We start from the raw sequence: 17338 nt of genomic DNA, 5'->3' as shown, positions 1-17338 counted from the left end.
GTCATTAGTCATTAGTCATTAGTACTCCCAGACTCTGGTTAGTCACAAAGGACTCTGTGACTCACGACAAAAGACAACCCATGACCATCAAAGACCCCCGTCGTCAGAAGCAATTAGAGAAGTTAGTTCAAAAGTTAGGGCTATCTCAGACTACAGCTGTGAATTGGTCGTTGCTAGATTTAGCACTGACTCACTGTAGTATCTCAGCAGAACACAACTATGAGCAGTTGGAGTTTGTTGGTGATGCTGTTATACGTTTAGCTAGCTCAGAATGGCTATGGGAAAATTATCCCAACTCTTCCGTTGGTGAGTTTGCTGCCATTCGTTCCGTACTAGTAAGCGATCGCATTCTGTCTCAACTTGCTCGCAGCTATGGGCTAGAGCGTTATTTACTGGTTTCCAATAGTGCCGCTGGGGACAAAGCTGGCGAAACATCCCGGTTAGCTGATGCCTTTGAAGCAGTTTTGGGAGCATTATATTTAAGTACCCATACCCTAGAATTAGTCCGTCCTTGGCTAGACCCTCACTTACAAAAACTAACTACTGAAATTCGTCAAGACCCAGCCCGCCAAAACTACAAAGATGCTCTTCAGGAATGGACTCAAGCTCACTACAAACTGCTCCCAAAGTATCATCTGACGGAAAACCTACAAGTGCATGGGGCAAACAACCGCTTCACTGCCCAAGTTTGGCTACAAAATCGACAATTAGGTGAAGGTACAGGAAGATCGAAAAAAGCTGCGGAACAAGCAGCAGCCAAACAAGCATTTCTGGAATTGAGAGGCCAAACATGAAACAAACTGGAGTAGCGATATTGGGAGCAGGTCGCTGGGGCAAACACTTGATCAGGAATTTCTTGACACATCCTGATGCTTGCTTAGTGGCAGTGGTTGATCCATACCCAGAAACCTTGGCAGTAATTAAAGATAAATATAACCTCGCTCCTGAGGTACGTTTGGCAACAGATTGGGAATCGATACGGGATATCCCGACAATTGAGGCAGTAGTAATTGCTACTCCAGCAGTTACCCATTACACACTAATTAAGGATGCTCTACAGCAGGGGAAACACGTCTTAGCAGAAAAACCCTTAACCCTTGATGTCGCTGAGTGTCTAGAATTGTGCCACCTGGCTCAAGAACAGCAGCGACAGCTCATGGTTGACCATACCTATCTATTTCACCCAGCGGTCAAGCGGGCTCAAGAGGTTGTGAACTCCGGATGTTTAGGAGACTTACGCTATGGATACGCCGCCCGTACTAACTTAGGACCAGTACGTCAAGATGTAGATTCTCTCTGGGATTTAGCTATTCACGACATTGCTATTTTCAACCATTGCTTAGGACAGCTACCTGTTCAAGTCCAAGCTACTGGTAGGGTGTGGCTACAGTTTCAAAAAGAGTTTCAAGTTAGCCAGTTGCCGGTTACAACAAATAACCTTGGCCAAAAGGCCACGCTACGCGAACAACCCGATAACCTTGGCCAAAAGGCCACGCTACGCGAACAACCCGATAACCTTGGCCAAAAGGCCACGCTACGCGAACAACCCGATAACCTTGGCCAAAAGGCCACGCTACGCGAACAACCCGATAACCTTGGCCAAAAGGCCACGCTACGCGAACAACCTGCTAACCTTGGCCAAAAGGCCACGCTACGCGAACAACCTGCTAACCTTCAACCCGATAACCTTCAACCTGCTAACCTTCAACCTTCAACCCCTCAAGGATTAGCTGACTTAGTTCAGGTCACACTTACCTATCCCACTGGCTTCCAAGCATTTATTCATCTGTGCTGGCTCAATCCAGATAAACAGCGGCGGCTTGGGATTGTAGGAACACAGGGAACATTGATTTTTGATGAAATGGTTGCCCAAGCACCCCTAACTATCCAACATGGTTATTTTGAACAGAACGGGGAGTACTTTATCCCTGCTGGTCAGCATCGTGAAGTTCTTGATCTCGAATCACTTGAACCACTTTACTCAGTATGCGATCGCTTTCTTAACAGTGTCCGCTTGTCCCAACCTTCATCAATATCTTCTGGCTGGGTTGGTGCTCAATTAGTACACATTCTCACTTGTTTAAGCCAATCCCTTCACCAAGGAGGAGTGCCAGTCACTGTTCCCCAGTTACCAAAATAATTACCTATTCATTCTGCCTGTAGATGATCACGATAGGTTAATGCCCAGCTTCAATGCTGGATTATTTTCCCAGCGATCCGCTACATGGGCATAAATACAAGTTGTTCTGGGATCGGCATGTCCCAACAAATCTTGTACTTGCCGTAACTCAGCACCAGAACGGAGAGCTAACGTACCTGCGGTATGTCTCAAGCTATGGGCTGATATAGTTCTTCCTGGTGTTTGCTTAAGGTTAGTTTGCTCAAGATAGCTATCTACAACTAGCCGAATCCCCCGCCGGGAAATCCGCTTGCCACCTGCCCTGTTTCCAACAGCTATAAATAGAGGACTCGATGGTTTGACCACTTCCCCATTTTCTGACCTTGCTTCAATATAAGCCATTAGCAACTCGGCAAGATCTGGTGTTAATGGCACTATTCTAATATTACGCTTCCCTTCGACCCGAATTCCCAGATTACCCCCCTGCTTAACTACATCAGAGACATTTGCCCGATGTAACTCAATGCTACGGGGACCTTCCAATATCATGATTGCCAGCAGAAGTTTATCCCGCTTTGCCTTAAGGCTACCATCATTCACTATCGCTCCTAACAACTTCTCAACTTCAGGCTTTTCCAAATACGTAATCCTTGCCGCCGGGTCCAGCTTTTCCCGTGGCGGTTTCACCCCAAGAGCTGGATTGATCGTAATCAGTCCTTTTTCCACAGCAGCTTGATAAAAACGCTTGACAACTGACAACTTTAGTGATACAGTTGCTGGCTTAAATTTTTTAGTGTCTACCATCCAGCGGCGGTAACGCTTAATGTCTTCTTTAGTAACTGCAGCTGGATGAAGATTTATGCGATCGCACCAGTTCACAAACTGCTGAACCTGGCGGCGGTAGGTATTGACGGTATCAGCTGCAGCATCTCCTGCTGCCACATCGATATCGAGGAAATCAGCAAAAGCTTCTAGTAGATTTGCTGTAGTAATGGTCAGGTGGTCAGGTTGAGGGGTGATGTGGTTTGGGGTATGAGTATCCACGGTGCCATTGGTGCCATTAACGTGAAGTTGTTAAGCATCTAGTACTATTATAGCCTCTTTAAGTACCGATAATCCCCCAACAAGGCACTTCACTATTACTTGGTCATAAAGATGCTTGAGCGAACCCTATACTCAGTGCACTTGCCAAAGGCTCTGGCAAAAGAGCGACAGGTAAGTTAGTAGGTGTCAGCCATGTCACCATCGGTCGTTGGCTCAACAATCCTGAGTTTAGAGAAGCTCTTACAGAGGCTGAAGAATCTCTGAAGCAGACACACCAAGAGATTCTTGATACTTACAAAGAATCCCTCTTGCAAAGTGCGCGATACAGTAATGAATGCATCGAAATCATCATGTCGATTGCTCGGTCAGAGGACACTAGGACATCTGACAGACTCAAAGCTTGTGAGATGGTTATGTCAAAACCTGAAAGACTCATTGACATCATAGAGGATGAAAAGCTCTTTCCAGAAGATGCCGCAAGCTACCAGGAGAATTTGCAAGAATGGTGTACAAAATGGTCTGAAGAACTTTCTAACGAAGGGTGGATACAGATTGGTGTGGATACATGGCTTGAATCTGAAGGAGGCAGCCACCCTATCATTTGTGGAACAGAGCAAGCCTATCGAGAACTTTTAAGGAAGAGAGAGGCATTAAAAAGTACACAACGTTATGATCAGAGGTTCTTAGCCGATTGTGATGAACTTGATGATGAAAATTAAGCGATCTGGTTGCTAGCTTTTCCGTGGCGGTCAATCTTTAGTGAAGCTGGTATTCTCCAGTTACCTCAAACTCCCCTAGAGCATGAATTTCTACCATGAATAGTCAAGGGGGTATAGCGCTTCATGCTGGAGCTAAGGGTAGTCAAGGGGGCTTATGGGTAGTCAAGGGGGCTTATGGGTAGTCAAGGGGGCTTATGGGTAGTCAAGGGGGCTTATGGGTAGTCAAGGGGGCTTATGGGTAGTCAAGGGGGCTTATGGGTAGTCAGAGGGTCTATTGATGACTACAACGCCCATACAGTATAGTTTACAGCGATTTATTCGTAACTAGGTTTAGTTGGCTTACAGTGGTTATCATTACTTGACCACCCATGACGAGACGATACTTAGTTAACCTGACTTGACTACTCTTAACCCCTTCATAGAACATCATGCCCACTTGACTACCCATATGACCCTCACGCCACAACCACCGACAATTCATAGAAGTATTGCCTGAAAAATACAATAACCATATAAAAAAACAATGCTTGTTTTTTGGCAATACCCTTATGAATAATGCAGGCTAGCACAGTCTCCAGCGAGCGCCTAGTTGAGTCAACTTTACTTTTCTTTAGAGGCAGCCTCTTAAAGATTGAGGTGATTCTTAACTGCACATAAGGTTGGTTCAATTACCTTGGAATTAAGTCCAGCTTTTTTGATACCTTTCATCGCGCCAGAGATATCTTTGAGACCATGACCAGTAATTATAAGAAGAATTGTCTGGCTAGCACTAACTAATCCCTGAGCAACTGCTTCTAATAAGCCAGCATAAACAGCCGCCGCAGCAGGTTCAGCAAAAATACCTGTTGCTGATCCCAGAGCAGGGATGGCAGCAAGTAGTGACTCATCACTAACTGCCAGAAATTTTCCTTTCGTTTCTGTAACAGCTCTTATTGCCTTCAATCGATCTCTCGGTAAGTTAACACCGATGCTATCTGCTTGAGTATTGGCTTTGATCGGAGGTTTATCCAAAACGGACTCATTATTTTTCCATGCTTCGTAGAGATAAGCACTTTCCTTGGATTGAACTCCGATAAGTTGAGGTATTTTCTCGATCCATCCCAATGCCTGGAGATCTTGAAATCCTTTGTATAAGCCACCAATGATACAGCCATCACCAACACTAACAAAGATTTTATCAGGAGGGTTGTAGTTGAATTGCTCACATATTTCCAATGCAGCGGTTTTTTTTCCCTCACTCATAAAGGGATTGTAAGCTGTATTACGATTATACCAACCAAATTCCGATGCTGCCTCCAAGCAGAGTTCAAAGGCTTGATCATAAGTTCCATCCACTAGCAAAACTGTGCTCCCATAAGCCAAAAGTTGAGCTATTTTGGCCTCCGGTGCAGTCCGAGGTACAAAAATGACATTCCGCTGACCTACACTGGCACATAAACCTGCTAGTGATGCGGCTGCGTTGCCTGTGCTAGCAGTGGTGATGATCTCTGCATGACAGGCTTGCCCTTTAACGATGGCTATAGCACTAGCTCGATCCTTAAAAGACGCTGTTGGGTTACGTCCATCATCCTTGATCCATAGGTTGGGAAGACCTAGTTTTTGCCCTAAGATCTGAGCATGGTATATTGGTGTCCAGCCAATTAGCAGAGGTGGAGTTGGCGCATCAGGCTGTATTGGTAGAAATGGTTTGTATCGCCATATATTGTGTTCCTGACAATTGGCTAACTGATGTTTGGTAAGCTTATTTCTTAGAAAATCATAATCGTAAATAACATCAACAATTCCTTCATTCCCGTGTTTAGGACAAATATATTCAATCTCATGCAGCTGATATTCTTGACCACAAATCAGACATTTATAGCCTAGAACCTGCTTGAGATTTTGAGCATAATTAGTGTGATTGAAGTTACTCATGGGGAAGACAGCCGAAGGATGGAATCACTGTACCAAGATTTCTGGCTATACCCCATTCGTGTACCAGTTTAGCTACTGCTAGATCAAGAATTCCCAGACCAAAGGGACTGAATATTGTAATCGCACTGGGTGTTGGTTTAGCCAGTATCTTACCACATAAAATATCTCCGATTGAACCACGAATAAAGTGTCGATGGTTTATTTTTTGTTCAGCAAGGTGAACGGAAGTTTGAGCACTACAAATATGTTCAACATCATCTACAATATTATCGCAACTCAGAATAACTTCAGGTGAAAAATCTCTGAGGGATATGTGCAAGATATTACTCCCTGGCTGACAAGCAGAAATTTCAAAAATATGAGGGGTTGTTTCTGTTGTAGCAATGGATATTATAGACGTACTGCTTAAGACCGTATTAATATCATTGGCGATTGTTATATTAGGAGTCTCAAAATTTGTCTCACACCGACTTTTATATTGCACTGCTCGCTCGTGATCGATATCAAAAATGACCAAATTCTTAACAGTTGGAAACTCAGCTAAGAGAAATCGGGTAATCTCAAAGTTAATCACGCCACAGGCAATAATGCCGATTGATTCAGGCTGGGTTTCACTTTGCAAAAGCCTCGCAGCCAGCGCTGCACTCGCAGCAGTTCGTTTGGCACTAATCACTGAACCTTCCAAAATCGCTTCAGCAAATCCCGTTTTTACAGAGTTGAGAATAATGACGGCAGAAGCTCTCAACAGACCAAATTGATAATTATCAGGGAAAGATGAAATCCATTTAATGCCTGCTGTTTCAAAACTTTCACCCAAATAAGCTGGCTTGGCAATAATCCGGTTCTTAGGATGATTTGCAAAGCGTAAAAAGGGTGAGGGGGGCAAAGCACTTTCGCCCCGTGCATGGGCGATATAAGTTTGCCGGACGACTTCAATTAATTCTTTTTCCCGTCCAGCTAAAAGTGACAAAATGTCTGACGCACTTAAGACGATGACATCACCAGGCTGTTGCTGTGCAAAACCTTGATAGGCTGTTTCCATAAATTATCAACCTCACCGAATTTGTCTCGAACCCATGTATCCGAATAAACCGTATCCAGGTAACGTTCCCCTCGATCAGGCAAAATAGCAACGCAATTTGAGCCTGCTGGAATTTCTGAGTACATTTTAGCGATCGCCATCGCAATCCCTCCCGCAGAACCGCCTGCCAAAATTGTTTCTGTCCTGGCCAAGTGGCGACAACCTACAACACAGTCTAAACTAGAAACCTGCACAAATTTATCAATCAACTCTGCTTTGCAATGCTCTGGTTTAATCCCAGCCCCTAATCCTGGAATCAGCCTTTCTGCCTGCTCATTACCAGAGATTTTGCTACCCAATGCATCCACAGCAATAACCTTCGTTTTGAGGTTATGAGTGCGACAATATTCCCCACAGCCTCGAATTGTCCCACAGGTACTTGTCGCTACGAATAAATAATCGACCTGTTCACCCAAATCTCTCACAATTTCATCCATAGTCTGGTGGTGTACCTCAGGGTTAAGATAGTTGCCATATTGGTTTGGCCAAAAGCTATTCGGAATCAAATTGCATAGGGTCTTAACGCGGTTCAACCTTGCCTGTAAAAATTCACCTGTAACGGGGTCAGGCTGTTCAATTATGTCAATTTTTGCTCCGTATAGCTTGAGTAATTGAAGATTCTGTGTGGTGGTTTTAGAATCAACAACACAGATAAAGCTAAGGTTAAAATAAGAGCAAGCTTGAGCCAGACCAATGGCCATATTGCCAGAGCTAGATTCGATTACAACTGTATTTGAATCAATCTGACCTGTTTCCAATCCACAGTGGATAATGTTAAGAGCTGGTCTATCTTTGATACTACCACCTGGATTGAGGAACTCTAACTTAGCAAAGATGTTAAATTTGCTATCTTCCCAAAATTTTGATAGTTGAATCAGGGGTGTTTTTCCGATAGCAGATATGATACCCAACCCCATTAAATGTACCTCCTAGATTCAGTTGAGCTTAGCTGATAAGTCATAAGCACCTAAACAAAATTAATTTCCTACTACCAATCTCTGTACCCCTTACATAGTAAGGCTTTGAGTTTTGGAAAATGTGTAATTAATTTTGTGCACCTGCTTAAAATATAATATCATCTTGTTGAATTGAGGATGTTAAGTTATGTATAGTTTTCTAGGACGAGATATTCTTTCACTCAAAGGATTCAATCGTGGAGATTATTTCCGTTTGTTTGAAGTGTGTGCTCAACTTGCACCTATTGCCTATAATCGTCGAAATACAGATTTACTAAAAGAAAAAACATTAGTCACTGCGTTCTATCAACCCAGTACTCGAACTCGTTTAGCCCATGAAGCAGCAATGATTCGTTTAGGTGGCCAAGTCACAGGGTTCTCTGATGTTACCATGACACGGGCAGGCGATTTTTACAGAGAGTCGATTAAAGACACAGTGAAGATGCTGGAGTGCTACGGTGATATAATTGTCATGCGTCACTTTCAACAAGGAGCACCCCATGAAGCTGCGAAATGGGCCTCAGTTCCAGTCATTAATGGTGGCGATGGTTGGGGAGAACATCCAACCCAAGCACTCACTGACCTTTATACAGTGCTTAAAGAAAAGGGTAGAATTGATGGGTTGCGATGGTTGCTAGTTGGGGATATGCGAATGCGATCGATGCATTCTTTAGCCTACGCTTTAACCCAGTTTGATTGTCCAACCACCTTCGTTGCCCCTCCTCATCAGTCTCTCACGACAGAATTTAAGACGGAATTATCACAGCTTAGTTTGGCCTTTGATGAAGCTGAACATGTGGAGCAAGCGATCACTAATGCGGATGTTATCTTAGTCGAGCCTGTTATCCAACCAGACTATACCAAATCCTACGATGATCGAAGTAGTACCAGTGATACACCTGAACTAACACCCACAAACTATAAGATTAGCCATGAATTACTCATGACAAAAGCCAAATCAGATGCCATCTTACTGCACTCCTTCCCTCGCATGGACGAAATTCCCTCTGATGTGGATAATACCCGTTGGTCTCGTTACTGGCAACAAAGTTTTAATGGGGTTGTTGTTCGGATGGGGTTATTAGCCCTGGTACTCGGAGCAATGGAGTAGTTCCCGTGAGTATGGTTACTGATAAGCATAAAAAGGAAAAATTGAGATGGAAATGAATTTACGCGGGCGAGATTTCATCAGTGACTTAGATTTTTCTCGTAAGGAAGTTGAAGCAGTTCTCGAAGTTGCTTTTGATTTGAAGCGAAAGCGGACATTAAAAGAGCCACATCCTTACTTACGGGATAAAACCCTGGCAATGCTCTTTTTTTCCTCAAGCACCCGTACCAGAGGTTCTTTTGAAGCTGGCATGACTCAACTGGGAGGGCATGCTGCCTTTATTGAGCCAGGAACCACTCAAATCTCACATGGGGATAGAGAGAAAGAAATCGGTGAAATCTATGGTCGATACTTTGATGGTATTGCCATCAGACACATTGGGTGGGGAATTGGTAATCAATACCTTAACCACACGGCAGCAGCGGCTCGTGTGCCTGTCCTAAATATGCAGTGTGACGTCTATCATCCATTTCAAGCTCTAGCCGATCTGATGACCATTATGGAGAGTAAAGGACGTAATTTGTCAAAGAAGAAGATGGTAATTTCTTGGGCTTATGCTTCTTCATACCTTAAACCCTTATCAGTTCCCCAATCACTAATCTTACAAATGCCTCGCTTTGGGATTGATATTGCCCTAGCGCATCCACCTGAATTCTCTTTGATGCCTGCTATTCTGGCTACAGCCTATGAACAGTCTCGTAAATACTCGACTAAGCTTGAAATTTTCAATAATATGCAGGAGGCCATACACGATGCAGATATTGTTTATGCTAAGTCTTGGAGTCCTATGTTGACAACAACAGAAGTACAAGAAGGTAGGCAAATCCAGGATCAATATCAAACCTGGATTATGAATGAAGAAAAAATGGCTACAGCTAAAGAAGATGCAATTTATCTGCATCCATTACCTGCTGATCGAAATATTGAAGTGACAGATGCGATCATTGATGGTCCCCAGAGTGTTGTCTTTGAGGAAGCAGAAAATCGTTTACATGTCCAAAAAGCTGTGATGGCACTAACCATGGACTAGCCAATTTTTTCGTGCCTGAAAAATTTGATTTAAGTATAACTGGAGTTTAGAGAGAAGGATTGATGGTGGCGGCAGTGCTGACATTACTGTGGCAAGATGTGGCAGGAGTGACGGAACCTTTCCCCCTAATCCACCCCCAACATATCAGCTATGCTGACCACATCAGAAATGCTTCCTACAGCAGCTTTCCTACTGCGATTAACCACTGGAGTCAGTCCCTGCATGGCGTTGTAGTCTTCAATCCCCATTCCCTCTACAACCTTAGCGATCGCTTTTGGGGTCACCCCAGTTAGCTCACTAATCAGCTTGTTAGTTATGCACCACTTATGCTCTGGATGATTGTAATTCCAGTCCTTAATAGCTCTGACTGCTCGACTGGCTAACTCTCTTGACCTGAGTTCGATATAAGGAAATTGGCTCTTAAGCACTTTCAGTAAGAGGTACAGGATTTTATCCCCTATCCTAAATTTCTCAATTAGTTAAATTTGTTGAGAAATAGGGCGAAGATAAAAAATCAATCAGTAACTTTTTTTTAAATTTAATTAAGTTTTATTAAATAACCGGTCGAAAATTGCTGATCTTAAATAATAGAAACCCCTTTAAATTAAAGTTAAAATGTTATACTAAAAACAATAATCATGATAGATATAGAGACTTTGTTCTGGGAGTTAGACGATTTTTGTAAAGTTTTTGAATTGGGAGTTAAAAGCCAGTTTATTTCTGACAAAATAACCCAAAAAAAAAGAAAAAGAAAAAATCGTCTAGCTTTAAGTGAAGTGATGACAATACTAATTTATTTTCATGGCTCTAATTATCGTTGCTTTAAAAGGTATTATATCAATCACATTGCTAACTATAACTCAAGTCATTTCCCCAATTTAGTTAGTTATAATCGCTTTATTGAATTAATCCCTCAAACCTTAATGCCATTACTTTGTTATCTGAATAGTCGCAAAGGAAAAAATACGGGCATTAGTTTTATTGATAGTACACCTATTCCAATCTGTCATCCAAAAAGAGCAAAAAGAAATAAGGTATTTAAGGGATTATCTGCTTGGGGAAAGAACTCTATAGGTTGGTATTATGGGTTTAAGCTACATCTTATCATTAATGATCAAGGAGAATTATTAGCCTTTCAATTGACACCAGCCAATGTGGATGATCGAGTACCAGTACCCAGCTTAGCACAAAATTTAGAGGGAAGACTTTTTGGAGATAAAGGATACATTTCCAAGAAATTATTTAAAGAGTTATCTTTACACTCCCTCAAGCTGATTACTCCTTTTAAGAAAAATATGAAGAATCAGCTAGTTGAGTTGTGGGAAAAATTTATGCTAAGAAAACGTTCATTGATAGAAACCGTTAATGACCAATTAAAAACTATTTATCAAGTTTCTCATTCTCGTCATAGAAGTGTCTCTAACTTTATGGTAAATATGATAGCTGGTTTAGTAGCTTATACATTTCAAAACAAAAAACCTTCTTTAAAGGTAGAGAAAACTGAACAGGAAAATCTACCCGCTTTAGTCGGGTAATTTTTCCTGAATCTAATTTTTTTTATAGGTTTTAATTTAGCCTAATTTAATAAATTAAGATTAGTTTTTTGCTGGTGTTTATTATCAATAATTACCCTTAATTGACATAAGTCTTTTCTGGCTTGGTTTTCAGTGTCCCTTTCTACATCGAACTCAGGTTTTTATGCATAACCGACTAACCATAAAGGCTTCACTATCCTTACGGTAACTTCTGACTCTGTTCCCTTGACAGAATCTTGATAATAGAACTACTTCCCATGACAGTCAGTCTTTAACTTCCCGTTATTTTTGCTAACAAAATAAAAAATAATAAAAAGTGAATTTTAAAGGGAATTAGAGGCAAAAAAGAAATACCAATAAATCCGATTTTTGGAATTAATTATTTAATCAAATTGGTTCTTCAGTACCTACTATGCTAAATTTCCAGTTAAAAAAACTCATAAAGCTTGCTGAATAAGGGTTATAAGGCAATTTAACTAATAAAATTTTCTGAATACTGCCTCTTTACCCTGCTCCCTGCTCCCTGCTCCCTGCTCCCTTTGCCAAGCGATGCAGCGCGGTCTTGGGGAGGCAGCGCGGTCTTGGGGGTCCCCCCCATGAGCGACTGCCGTGGTTTCCCCCATGAGCGACTGCATCAAGAAAGTGTTTATTTAGCATAACAAGTACGGAAGAGCCATCAAATTGCAATTCAACAATCGTTAAAATCAAATCAGGGACAACAAGCATGCTTGTTGTCCCTGAAGGGTTGAAGGTTGTTTCCGTAGCGTGGACGAAAGTCTAAGGTTGGAGGGTTGCTCTTGGCCAAGCGTCGCTTTTAGGGACGGTTATACTAAGCTGGATCGCTTCTCCAGAAAATCCAGTAAAATACGCTGATGAGCAGGACCAAGGGGTCGCACCTGACCAGCCTTGGCAGAATAAGACTCGCCCTGACGAATCTGCTCAGGAGTTAACAAGCCCATATCCCAGCCTTCCCCTAAGACCAATTGTGAGACTTCCACGGTCAGGGGTACTGCAAAAACATGGCGGAACACATGGGGTTCAGGATAATGGCCAAACAAAGATGCTGAGGGTAGTGCATAGCTAATTTCTTCCACCAATTCCCGCTTGAGAGCTTCGATAGGGGTTTCTCCAGGTTCGATGTGTCCCCCAAATAAACCCCACAAACCGGGGTAAAGAATACCAGGAATATTGTCCCGTAGCTGCATCAGGAACTGACCTTGCCGATATAGAATAGCGATCGCTACTTGAACTTGCTTACTGCTCATCTGTTGGTCTTGGAAGTAAGGGGGACTTGGGTTGATAGACTTGCCGTTTGAGCTGCTCAAGCTCTTGAACAAAGAATTCACCCAAATCTTGTCCAGCGATGGGAATGCTTTGAAATTGAGCCTTACCGTGGATCAAGACTTGATCACCGATATTGGGCAAAGTTCCCTGAGAGACTACCCAAATGGTACTAGTGGCATCCTGGAGTTCATAAGCATTCGCATCTAAAAGTGGTGCTTGATTAGTAACTTTACCCCGAAGGTAAACGGTATCGATAGTATTCTGATTTTGTGGTATATCAAGGATTTTTGTGACCTTCACACCAGGGTAGCTAATATTAAGCTGATGAATGCCATTATGGGCTAAGGGACTACAGCCAACAGTCCCGGCTCCTACAAGTAAAACCCAAAACGGTAAAAGAGTTGACCAATACTTAGTTGGCATATTGAAATCCTATGATGTTTTCAGTTGTCAGTTGCCAATGAACTCTGTTTGGAGGAGTGAAAAAGGAAGTAGGTTGAAACTTGAATGTTCGTTCCCCAGCCTAGAGTAAGTCGCTCCATGCATCTACAATGTTCTAACCCAAGTAAGCAGCATCTGTACACCCGTCTACACTGTTTAACCCAATTGACCAATGACCAACATACTCGATGGTAAGACCATAGCTAAAAAAATTCAGACCCAGCTGCAAGAACAGACACAGAAGCTGACGTTAAAATATGGACGACCACCTGGATTAGCAGTGTTGATGGTAGGTGACAACCCTGCTAGCGCTGCCTATGTTCGTAATAAGGAACGTGCCTGTGGTCAGGTGGGCATTGCTTCTTTTGGTCGTCATTTTTCCAGTAACACGTCCCAAGCAGAACTTGAGCAAACCATTAACTCCCTCAATCAAGATCAGCGTGTAGATGGAATTCTGGTCCAGCTGCCCTTACCCGACCACCTAGATGCTGTTTCATTACTGCACCAAATCCATCCGGATAAAGATGTTGATGGATTACACCCTGTTAATCTAGGTCGTCTGCTCAGGGGAGAGCCTGGTTTACGTAGCTGTACACCAGCAGGGATCATGCACCTGTTGCAAGAGTACCAGATTAATTTGTCTGGTAAACAGACAGTAGTGGTAGGACGTAGTATTTTAGTAGGTAAACCTCTGGCACTGATGCTACTAGAAGCCAACGCTACAGTCACAATTGCTCATTCGCGCACCCAAGATCTGGGTGAGCTGACACGTCGAGCTGATATTTTGGTAGCAGCTGTGGGACGACCTCAACTGATTACCAGGGACATGGTAAAACCAGGTGCTGTGGTAATTGATGTTGGTATCAATCGCGTTAGTGATCAACAAGAAAAATCTCGTCTTGTAGGAGATGTCCACTTTGACTCTGTTCAGGAAACCGCCCGATATATTACCCCTGTCCCTGGTGGCGTCGGACCGATGACAGTGGCTATGCTACTAAATAATACAATCCTTAGTTATACAAATAGGTATTCTTGAACAGTTTTGCTCTCGTGAAGATTGATAACAATCAATCAATTAAACCGTTGTTTATGAGTAAAGTAATTTCAGTTCACAGCAAGCTAGGTCAACAAAAGAACTAATTAAGAAGACTGAAAGCTAGAAAATATAAAATTATTATAAATCTGTCTTGTTTGTTTAAGAACATATTAAATGTGGGGATTGACAGGGTTAGACTTTAGTTTAGCGCCACTGATAAATTTCAAAACTCGACAATCCTAAGTAGCATCAGTAAAGAGTTTTGTCCATCAAACGAGAAGCACAAGAATTAGACAAGGTAGTTTCAATAAGACCCCCAGACCCGTAAAATTGTTAGAAGAATCAGATAATCAAGGAATCAAGGCATGGTAGCGACGGAGGGGCGACCTACCCCCAAGAGGGAATCCCCAAGTTTAGACTTAGTAACTTACTTAAAAGAGCGAAAGGCTCTAATTGAGTCAGCTTTAGACCAGGCTCTGCCCCGAATGGAGCCCGACAAAATTTACGAGGCAATGCGTTATTCTCTTTTGGCTGGAGGTAAACGCTTGCGCCCGATTCTGTGCCTAGCTACCTGTGAGCTGATGGGTGGCACAGTGGAGATGGCAATGCCAACCTCCTGCGCTCTGGAAATGATCCATACCATGTCATTGATTCATGATGACCTACCAGCAATGGACAATGACGATTACCGTCGGGGTAAACTAACTAACCACAAAGTATTTGGTGAGGACATTGCCATCCTCGCAGGTGATGGTTTATTAGCTTATGCATTTGAATATGCGGCGGCTCAAACTAAAAATGTACCAGCTCCCCAAGTTTTGCAGGTAGTTGCCTGGTTGGGTAGAGCAGTCGGGGCATCCGGATTGGTTGGGGGTCAAGTGCTTGATCTCGAATCAGAAGGTAAGTCGGATATTAAAGAAGAAACGCTCACCTTTATCCATACTCATAAAACTGGTGCTTTGTTAGAAGCCTGTGTAGTTTGTGGTGGAATATTGGCAGGGGCAACCACAGCTAATTTACAAAGGCTATCCAAATATGCCCAAAATATTGGTTTAGCATTTCAAATTGTCGATGACATCCTAGACATAACTGCTACCCAGGAGGAACTGGGTAAAACAGCAGGTAAGGATGTTAAAGCACAAAAGGCAACTTATCCTAGCCTCTGGGGGCTAGAGGCATCAAAAGCCAAAGCCCAAGAGCTGGTGAATGAGGCAAAAGCTCAAATGGAATCCTTTGGGGAAAAGGCTCAACCCCTGATTGCGATCGCTGATTTTATTGTGAATCGCACTCATTAAGGTACTTGGTATTGGGGTAAGGCCAACGACAGTTAAAGGATGAAGTGTTTAATCCTAGCCTACAGGAACACCAAAAAAACATACTTCATCCTTGATTATACCCTATAAGGGACGCTATCGGGGGAAGATACTTAATAATTAATACTTGATCATTCATCCTTCATCGTTTCCCCAATGCTGAGTTATCGATGACCAATGACCAATTTAAAATAAATAATTATGCAGGACTTTAGCGACATCCTAAACAACCAGGTGTTGCTGGTTGCGCTCATTGCTTGTCTGGTAGCTCAACTATTTAAGTTTTTGGTTGATCTAACCAAAAATCGCAAACCTAATCTTCAGGTATTGATAACTGCTGGTGGAATGCCTAGTTCTCACTCAGCACTCGTCACTGCCTTGGCATTTGGTGTAGGACAAACAGTAGGATGGGCTTCTCCAGAGTTTGCGATCGCTTTAGTGTTTGCCATCATAGTCATGTATGATGCTACTGGTGTCAGGCAAGCTGCCGGTAAGCAAGCTCGAATTCTCAACCAAATTATCGATCAGTTTTTTAGCGAAGACAAAGAGTTGAAAGAAGACCGCCTTAAGGAATTATTAGGTCATACACCTTTTCAGGTGCTTGTTGGTTTGGTGTTAGGTATCGCTATTTCTTGTATAGCAGCAACGGCTTATTAATCCTGTTAATTAGTTAATTAGTAATTTTAATTAGTAATTTGCCATTACCTAGTTCAAACGGAACTAGTTAAAAGCGAACCACCTTACGTTTTAGTAGGGTAACTCGGCGACTATCAACAACCATTACCCAAAAACCCTCTGCGCTCAGTCGCCTTAAGATTGAGTTAGCTTGGGTTTCACTAGTTGTGTGTACTGTCAGTAAGTAAGGTCGCTGAGCATAAGAAACCAAGCCAACATTGACGCCCAGTAGTTGCTCTAGTCGGGATGCCACTTCTGGTTGATTGAAGTAGTCCACCAGAACTGCATAACCATCACCCAATCTCTGAGGAGTATAACCTGGTGTAGTAGGTTGTATAGTAGTAGGCTGGCTTGACGGTGGAGATTGAACTACAAAAGCTGAGTATCCCACTACCTGATCCAGATAGCGTGCCCAATCTTTGGCATCGTTAATCCCTCTGAAACCCCCAACCCGAGTTACTGTGTCTTCCAAATATTGACAAAAATCAGTTTTTGCGCTATTGGGTAAAATTCTTTGAATTTGTTCGTGATTTTTCCTAATTCGGCTAAGCACTAACAAAATGTACTCGCCGTTTTGTGGTGGTTGGCATTGAGGAGTTATTGGTTGAGCATAAACCGAATCAAAAACACCAGCTAAAGCCGCCAGTGCTATCGAGAAAATTTGTAAAATAAACTGTATTGTTTCCCTGGTCATAGATGATTAGATAGTAGACCCATAGCCACTGTCTTGGAAGCAAAAAACTAACCATCAAACTGATGCCAGAGACGCTAGAGGGTCAGGTATATCATCTGATGGTGCCTGAAATTCACCAGTTTTGACAAATTCTAGGCGCAGCTTTAACCAGGTGATGAACTTAGGATTAGTAGAAATAATTGCCGTGGCTGGTTGCGGACATTCCTGCTTGACCTGGGACATTTGGGAACTTTCCAAGAATGCTGGCTGGTTGACTAACCAAAAGTCTATTTCTTTTTCCTGTTCATGATAGTGCCTGGTACGTTCCCGAAGTACTTCCTCCAATGGTTCTTCTTCAAAGAACTTTTGACTGGCTAAAACGTAGTAGTAAGTTTGCATAGTTTCAGTTA

General features: G+C 42.6%; 19 protein-coding genes. 9 read left to right on the top strand and 10 right to left on the bottom strand.

What is annotated here, in order from left to right:
* Nucleotides 1-80: 80 nt before the first annotated feature.
* Together rnc and BJP34_RS50170 are read left to right on the top strand one after the other, a co-directional pair.
* On the top strand, nt 81-794 hold the full coding sequence (rnc, locus tag BJP34_RS29815; RefSeq protein ID WP_070395476.1) for a ribonuclease III: 714 nt from the start codon (nt 81-83) through the stop codon (nt 792-794).
* Entirely contained in the window at nt 791-2140 is a 1350-nt protein-coding gene (locus BJP34_RS50170) for a Gfo/Idh/MocA family protein (RefSeq protein WP_070395475.1), read from the top strand. The genes rnc and BJP34_RS50170 overlap by 4 nt, the downstream gene beginning before the upstream one ends.
* Before the next feature lie 27 nt (nt 2141-2167).
* Here BJP34_RS50170 and BJP34_RS29805 read toward each other — a convergent pair whose 3' ends face one another.
* Nucleotides 2168-3163, bottom strand: a complete 996-nt coding sequence (locus BJP34_RS29805) for a tyrosine-type recombinase/integrase (RefSeq protein WP_070395474.1) — start codon at nt 3161-3163, stop codon at nt 2168-2170.
* A 413-nt stretch (nt 3164-3576) separates the two neighbouring features.
* On the opposite strand from BJP34_RS29805, the gene BJP34_RS29800 reads away from it, so the two are divergent.
* The gene (locus BJP34_RS29800) at nt 3577-3882 is read left to right on the top strand and encodes a hypothetical protein (protein ID WP_149031252.1); all 306 of its coding nucleotides are present in this window, start codon (nt 3577-3579) and stop codon (nt 3880-3882) included.
* A 624-nt stretch (nt 3883-4506) separates the two neighbouring features.
* On the opposite strand, the gene thrC is transcribed toward BJP34_RS29800, so the two are convergent.
* Genes thrC through sbnA form a run of 3 tightly spaced genes read right to left on the bottom strand, consistent with a single transcriptional unit; the run spans nt 4507 to nt 7794 of the window.
* Nucleotides 4507-5796, bottom strand: coding sequence for a threonine synthase (gene thrC, locus BJP34_RS29795; RefSeq protein WP_070395472.1), 1290 nt, complete (start codon nt 5794-5796; stop codon nt 4507-4509).
* Nucleotides 5789-6838 (bottom strand): 2,3-diaminopropionate biosynthesis protein SbnB, encoded by a 1050-nt coding sequence (gene sbnB, locus BJP34_RS29790; protein ID WP_070396948.1) that lies wholly within the window; start codon nt 6836-6838, stop codon nt 5789-5791. The genes thrC and sbnB overlap by 8 nt, the downstream gene beginning before the upstream one ends.
* Nucleotides 6781-7794 (bottom strand): 2,3-diaminopropionate biosynthesis protein SbnA, encoded by a 1014-nt coding sequence (sbnA, locus tag BJP34_RS29785; protein WP_070395471.1) that lies wholly within the window; start codon nt 7792-7794, stop codon nt 6781-6783. The genes sbnB and sbnA overlap by 58 nt, the downstream gene beginning before the upstream one ends.
* 187 nt (nt 7795-7981) lie before the next feature.
* On the opposite strand from sbnA, the gene BJP34_RS29780 reads away from it, so the two are divergent.
* Both BJP34_RS29780 and BJP34_RS29775 read left to right on the top strand, forming a co-directional pair.
* Nucleotides 7982-8944 (top strand): aspartate/ornithine carbamoyltransferase family protein, encoded by a 963-nt coding sequence (locus tag BJP34_RS29780; RefSeq protein WP_070395470.1) that lies wholly within the window; start codon nt 7982-7984, stop codon nt 8942-8944.
* 46 nt (nt 8945-8990) lie between these two features.
* Complete coding sequence (locus tag BJP34_RS29775; protein WP_070395469.1) at nt 8991-9971, top strand: ornithine carbamoyltransferase; 981 nt, start codon at nt 8991-8993, stop codon at nt 9969-9971.
* A 125-nt stretch (nt 9972-10096) separates the two neighbouring features.
* On the opposite strand, the gene BJP34_RS29770 is transcribed toward BJP34_RS29775, so the two are convergent.
* Nucleotides 10097-10399, bottom strand: coding sequence for a phage tail assembly protein (locus tag BJP34_RS29770; RefSeq protein WP_070395468.1), 303 nt, complete (start codon nt 10397-10399; stop codon nt 10097-10099).
* 213 nt (nt 10400-10612) lie between these two features.
* Here BJP34_RS29770 and BJP34_RS29765 point away from each other — a divergent pair, with 213 nt between their 5' ends.
* Nucleotides 10613-11506, top strand: coding sequence for an IS982 family transposase (locus BJP34_RS29765; RefSeq protein ID WP_149031470.1), 894 nt, complete (start codon nt 10613-10615; stop codon nt 11504-11506).
* Nucleotides 11507-11982: 476 nt separating this feature from the next.
* Here BJP34_RS29765 and BJP34_RS44795 read toward each other — a convergent pair whose 3' ends face one another.
* From BJP34_RS44795 to BJP34_RS29755, 3 genes are all read right to left on the bottom strand, one after another.
* Nucleotides 11983-12141: a hypothetical protein gene (locus tag BJP34_RS44795; RefSeq protein WP_158517541.1), complete on the bottom strand. Its 159-nt coding sequence runs from the start codon at nt 12139-12141 to the stop codon at nt 11983-11985.
* A 189-nt stretch (nt 12142-12330) separates the two neighbouring features.
* Nucleotides 12331-12771, bottom strand: a complete 441-nt coding sequence (locus BJP34_RS29760) for an NUDIX hydrolase (RefSeq protein ID WP_070395466.1) — start codon at nt 12769-12771, stop codon at nt 12331-12333.
* Complete coding sequence (locus tag BJP34_RS29755; protein WP_070395465.1) at nt 12761-13213, bottom strand: hypothetical protein; 453 nt, start codon at nt 13211-13213, stop codon at nt 12761-12763. The genes BJP34_RS29760 and BJP34_RS29755 overlap by 11 nt, the downstream gene beginning before the upstream one ends.
* A 190-nt stretch (nt 13214-13403) precedes the next feature.
* On the opposite strand from BJP34_RS29755, the gene folD reads away from it, so the two are divergent.
* The 3 genes from folD to BJP34_RS29740 all read left to right on the top strand — a co-directional run bounded on the left by folD (nt 13404) and on the right by BJP34_RS29740 (nt 16237).
* Nucleotides 13404-14267, top strand: coding sequence for a bifunctional methylenetetrahydrofolate dehydrogenase/methenyltetrahydrofolate cyclohydrolase FolD (gene folD / locus BJP34_RS29750; protein ID WP_070395464.1), 864 nt, complete (start codon nt 13404-13406; stop codon nt 14265-14267).
* Nucleotides 14268-14632: 365 nt separating this feature from the next.
* Entirely contained in the window at nt 14633-15562 is a 930-nt protein-coding gene (crtE, locus tag BJP34_RS29745; protein WP_070395463.1) for a geranylgeranyl diphosphate synthase CrtE, read from the top strand.
* A gap of 219 nt (nt 15563-15781) precedes the next feature.
* Nucleotides 15782-16237, top strand: coding sequence for a divergent PAP2 family protein (locus BJP34_RS29740; RefSeq protein WP_070395462.1), 456 nt, complete (start codon nt 15782-15784; stop codon nt 16235-16237).
* A gap of 67 nt (nt 16238-16304) precedes the next feature.
* On the opposite strand, the gene BJP34_RS29735 is transcribed toward BJP34_RS29740, so the two are convergent.
* Together BJP34_RS29735 and BJP34_RS29730 are read right to left on the bottom strand one after the other, a co-directional pair.
* Nucleotides 16305-16949, bottom strand: coding sequence for a hypothetical protein (locus BJP34_RS29735; protein ID WP_070395461.1), 645 nt, complete (start codon nt 16947-16949; stop codon nt 16305-16307).
* 54 nt (nt 16950-17003) lie between these two features.
* Nucleotides 17004-17327: an MgPME-cyclase complex family protein gene (locus BJP34_RS29730; RefSeq protein ID WP_070395460.1), complete on the bottom strand. Its 324-nt coding sequence runs from the start codon at nt 17325-17327 to the stop codon at nt 17004-17006.
* Nucleotides 17328-17338: the final 11 nt, after the last annotated feature.

This window comes from Moorena producens PAL-8-15-08-1 (genome assembly GCF_001767235.1).
In the GTDB taxonomy this organism is placed as follows: Bacteria; Cyanobacteriota; Cyanobacteriia; order Cyanobacteriales; family Coleofasciculaceae; genus Moorena; species Moorena producens_A.
This window is presented reverse-complemented; position numbering and strand designations above follow the sequence as displayed.

Bases quoted from the DNA above. Each gene is read 5' to 3' on its own strand.
- rnc (WP_070395476.1), top strand. From the start codon at position 81: ATGACCATCAAAGACCCCCGTCGTCAGAAGCAATTAGAGAAGTTAGTT.
- BJP34_RS50170 (WP_070395475.1), top strand. From the start codon at position 791: ATGAAACAAACTGGAGTAGCGATATTGGGAGCAGGTCGCTGGGGCAAA.
- BJP34_RS29800 (WP_149031252.1), top strand. From the start codon at position 3,577: ATGTCAAAACCTGAAAGACTCATTGACATCATAGAGGATGAAAAGCTC.
- thrC (WP_070395472.1), bottom strand. From the start codon at position 5,796: ATGAGTAACTTCAATCACACTAATTATGCTCAAAATCTCAAGCAGGTT.
- sbnB (WP_070396948.1), bottom strand. From the start codon at position 6,838: ATGGAAACAGCCTATCAAGGTTTTGCACAGCAACAGCCTGGTGATGTC.
- sbnA (WP_070395471.1), bottom strand. From the start codon at position 7,794: ATGGGGTTGGGTATCATATCTGCTATCGGAAAAACACCCCTGATTCAA.
- BJP34_RS29780 (WP_070395470.1), top strand. From the start codon at position 7,982: ATGTATAGTTTTCTAGGACGAGATATTCTTTCACTCAAAGGATTCAAT.
- BJP34_RS29775 (WP_070395469.1), top strand. From the start codon at position 8,991: ATGGAAATGAATTTACGCGGGCGAGATTTCATCAGTGACTTAGATTTT.
- BJP34_RS44795 (WP_158517541.1), bottom strand. From the start codon at position 12,141: ATGCAGTCGCTCATGGGGGAAACCACGGCAGTCGCTCATGGGGGGGAC.
- BJP34_RS29760 (WP_070395466.1), bottom strand. From the start codon at position 12,771: ATGAGCAGTAAGCAAGTTCAAGTAGCGATCGCTATTCTATATCGGCAA.
- BJP34_RS29755 (WP_070395465.1), bottom strand. From the start codon at position 13,213: ATGCCAACTAAGTATTGGTCAACTCTTTTACCGTTTTGGGTTTTACTT.
- folD (WP_070395464.1), top strand. From the start codon at position 13,404: ATGACCAACATACTCGATGGTAAGACCATAGCTAAAAAAATTCAGACC.
- crtE (WP_070395463.1), top strand. From the start codon at position 14,633: ATGGTAGCGACGGAGGGGCGACCTACCCCCAAGAGGGAATCCCCAAGT.
- BJP34_RS29740 (WP_070395462.1), top strand. From the start codon at position 15,782: ATGCAGGACTTTAGCGACATCCTAAACAACCAGGTGTTGCTGGTTGCG.
- BJP34_RS29735 (WP_070395461.1), bottom strand. From the start codon at position 16,949: ATGACCAGGGAAACAATACAGTTTATTTTACAAATTTTCTCGATAGCA.
- BJP34_RS29730 (WP_070395460.1), bottom strand. From the start codon at position 17,327: ATGCAAACTTACTACTACGTTTTAGCCAGTCAAAAGTTCTTTGAAGAA.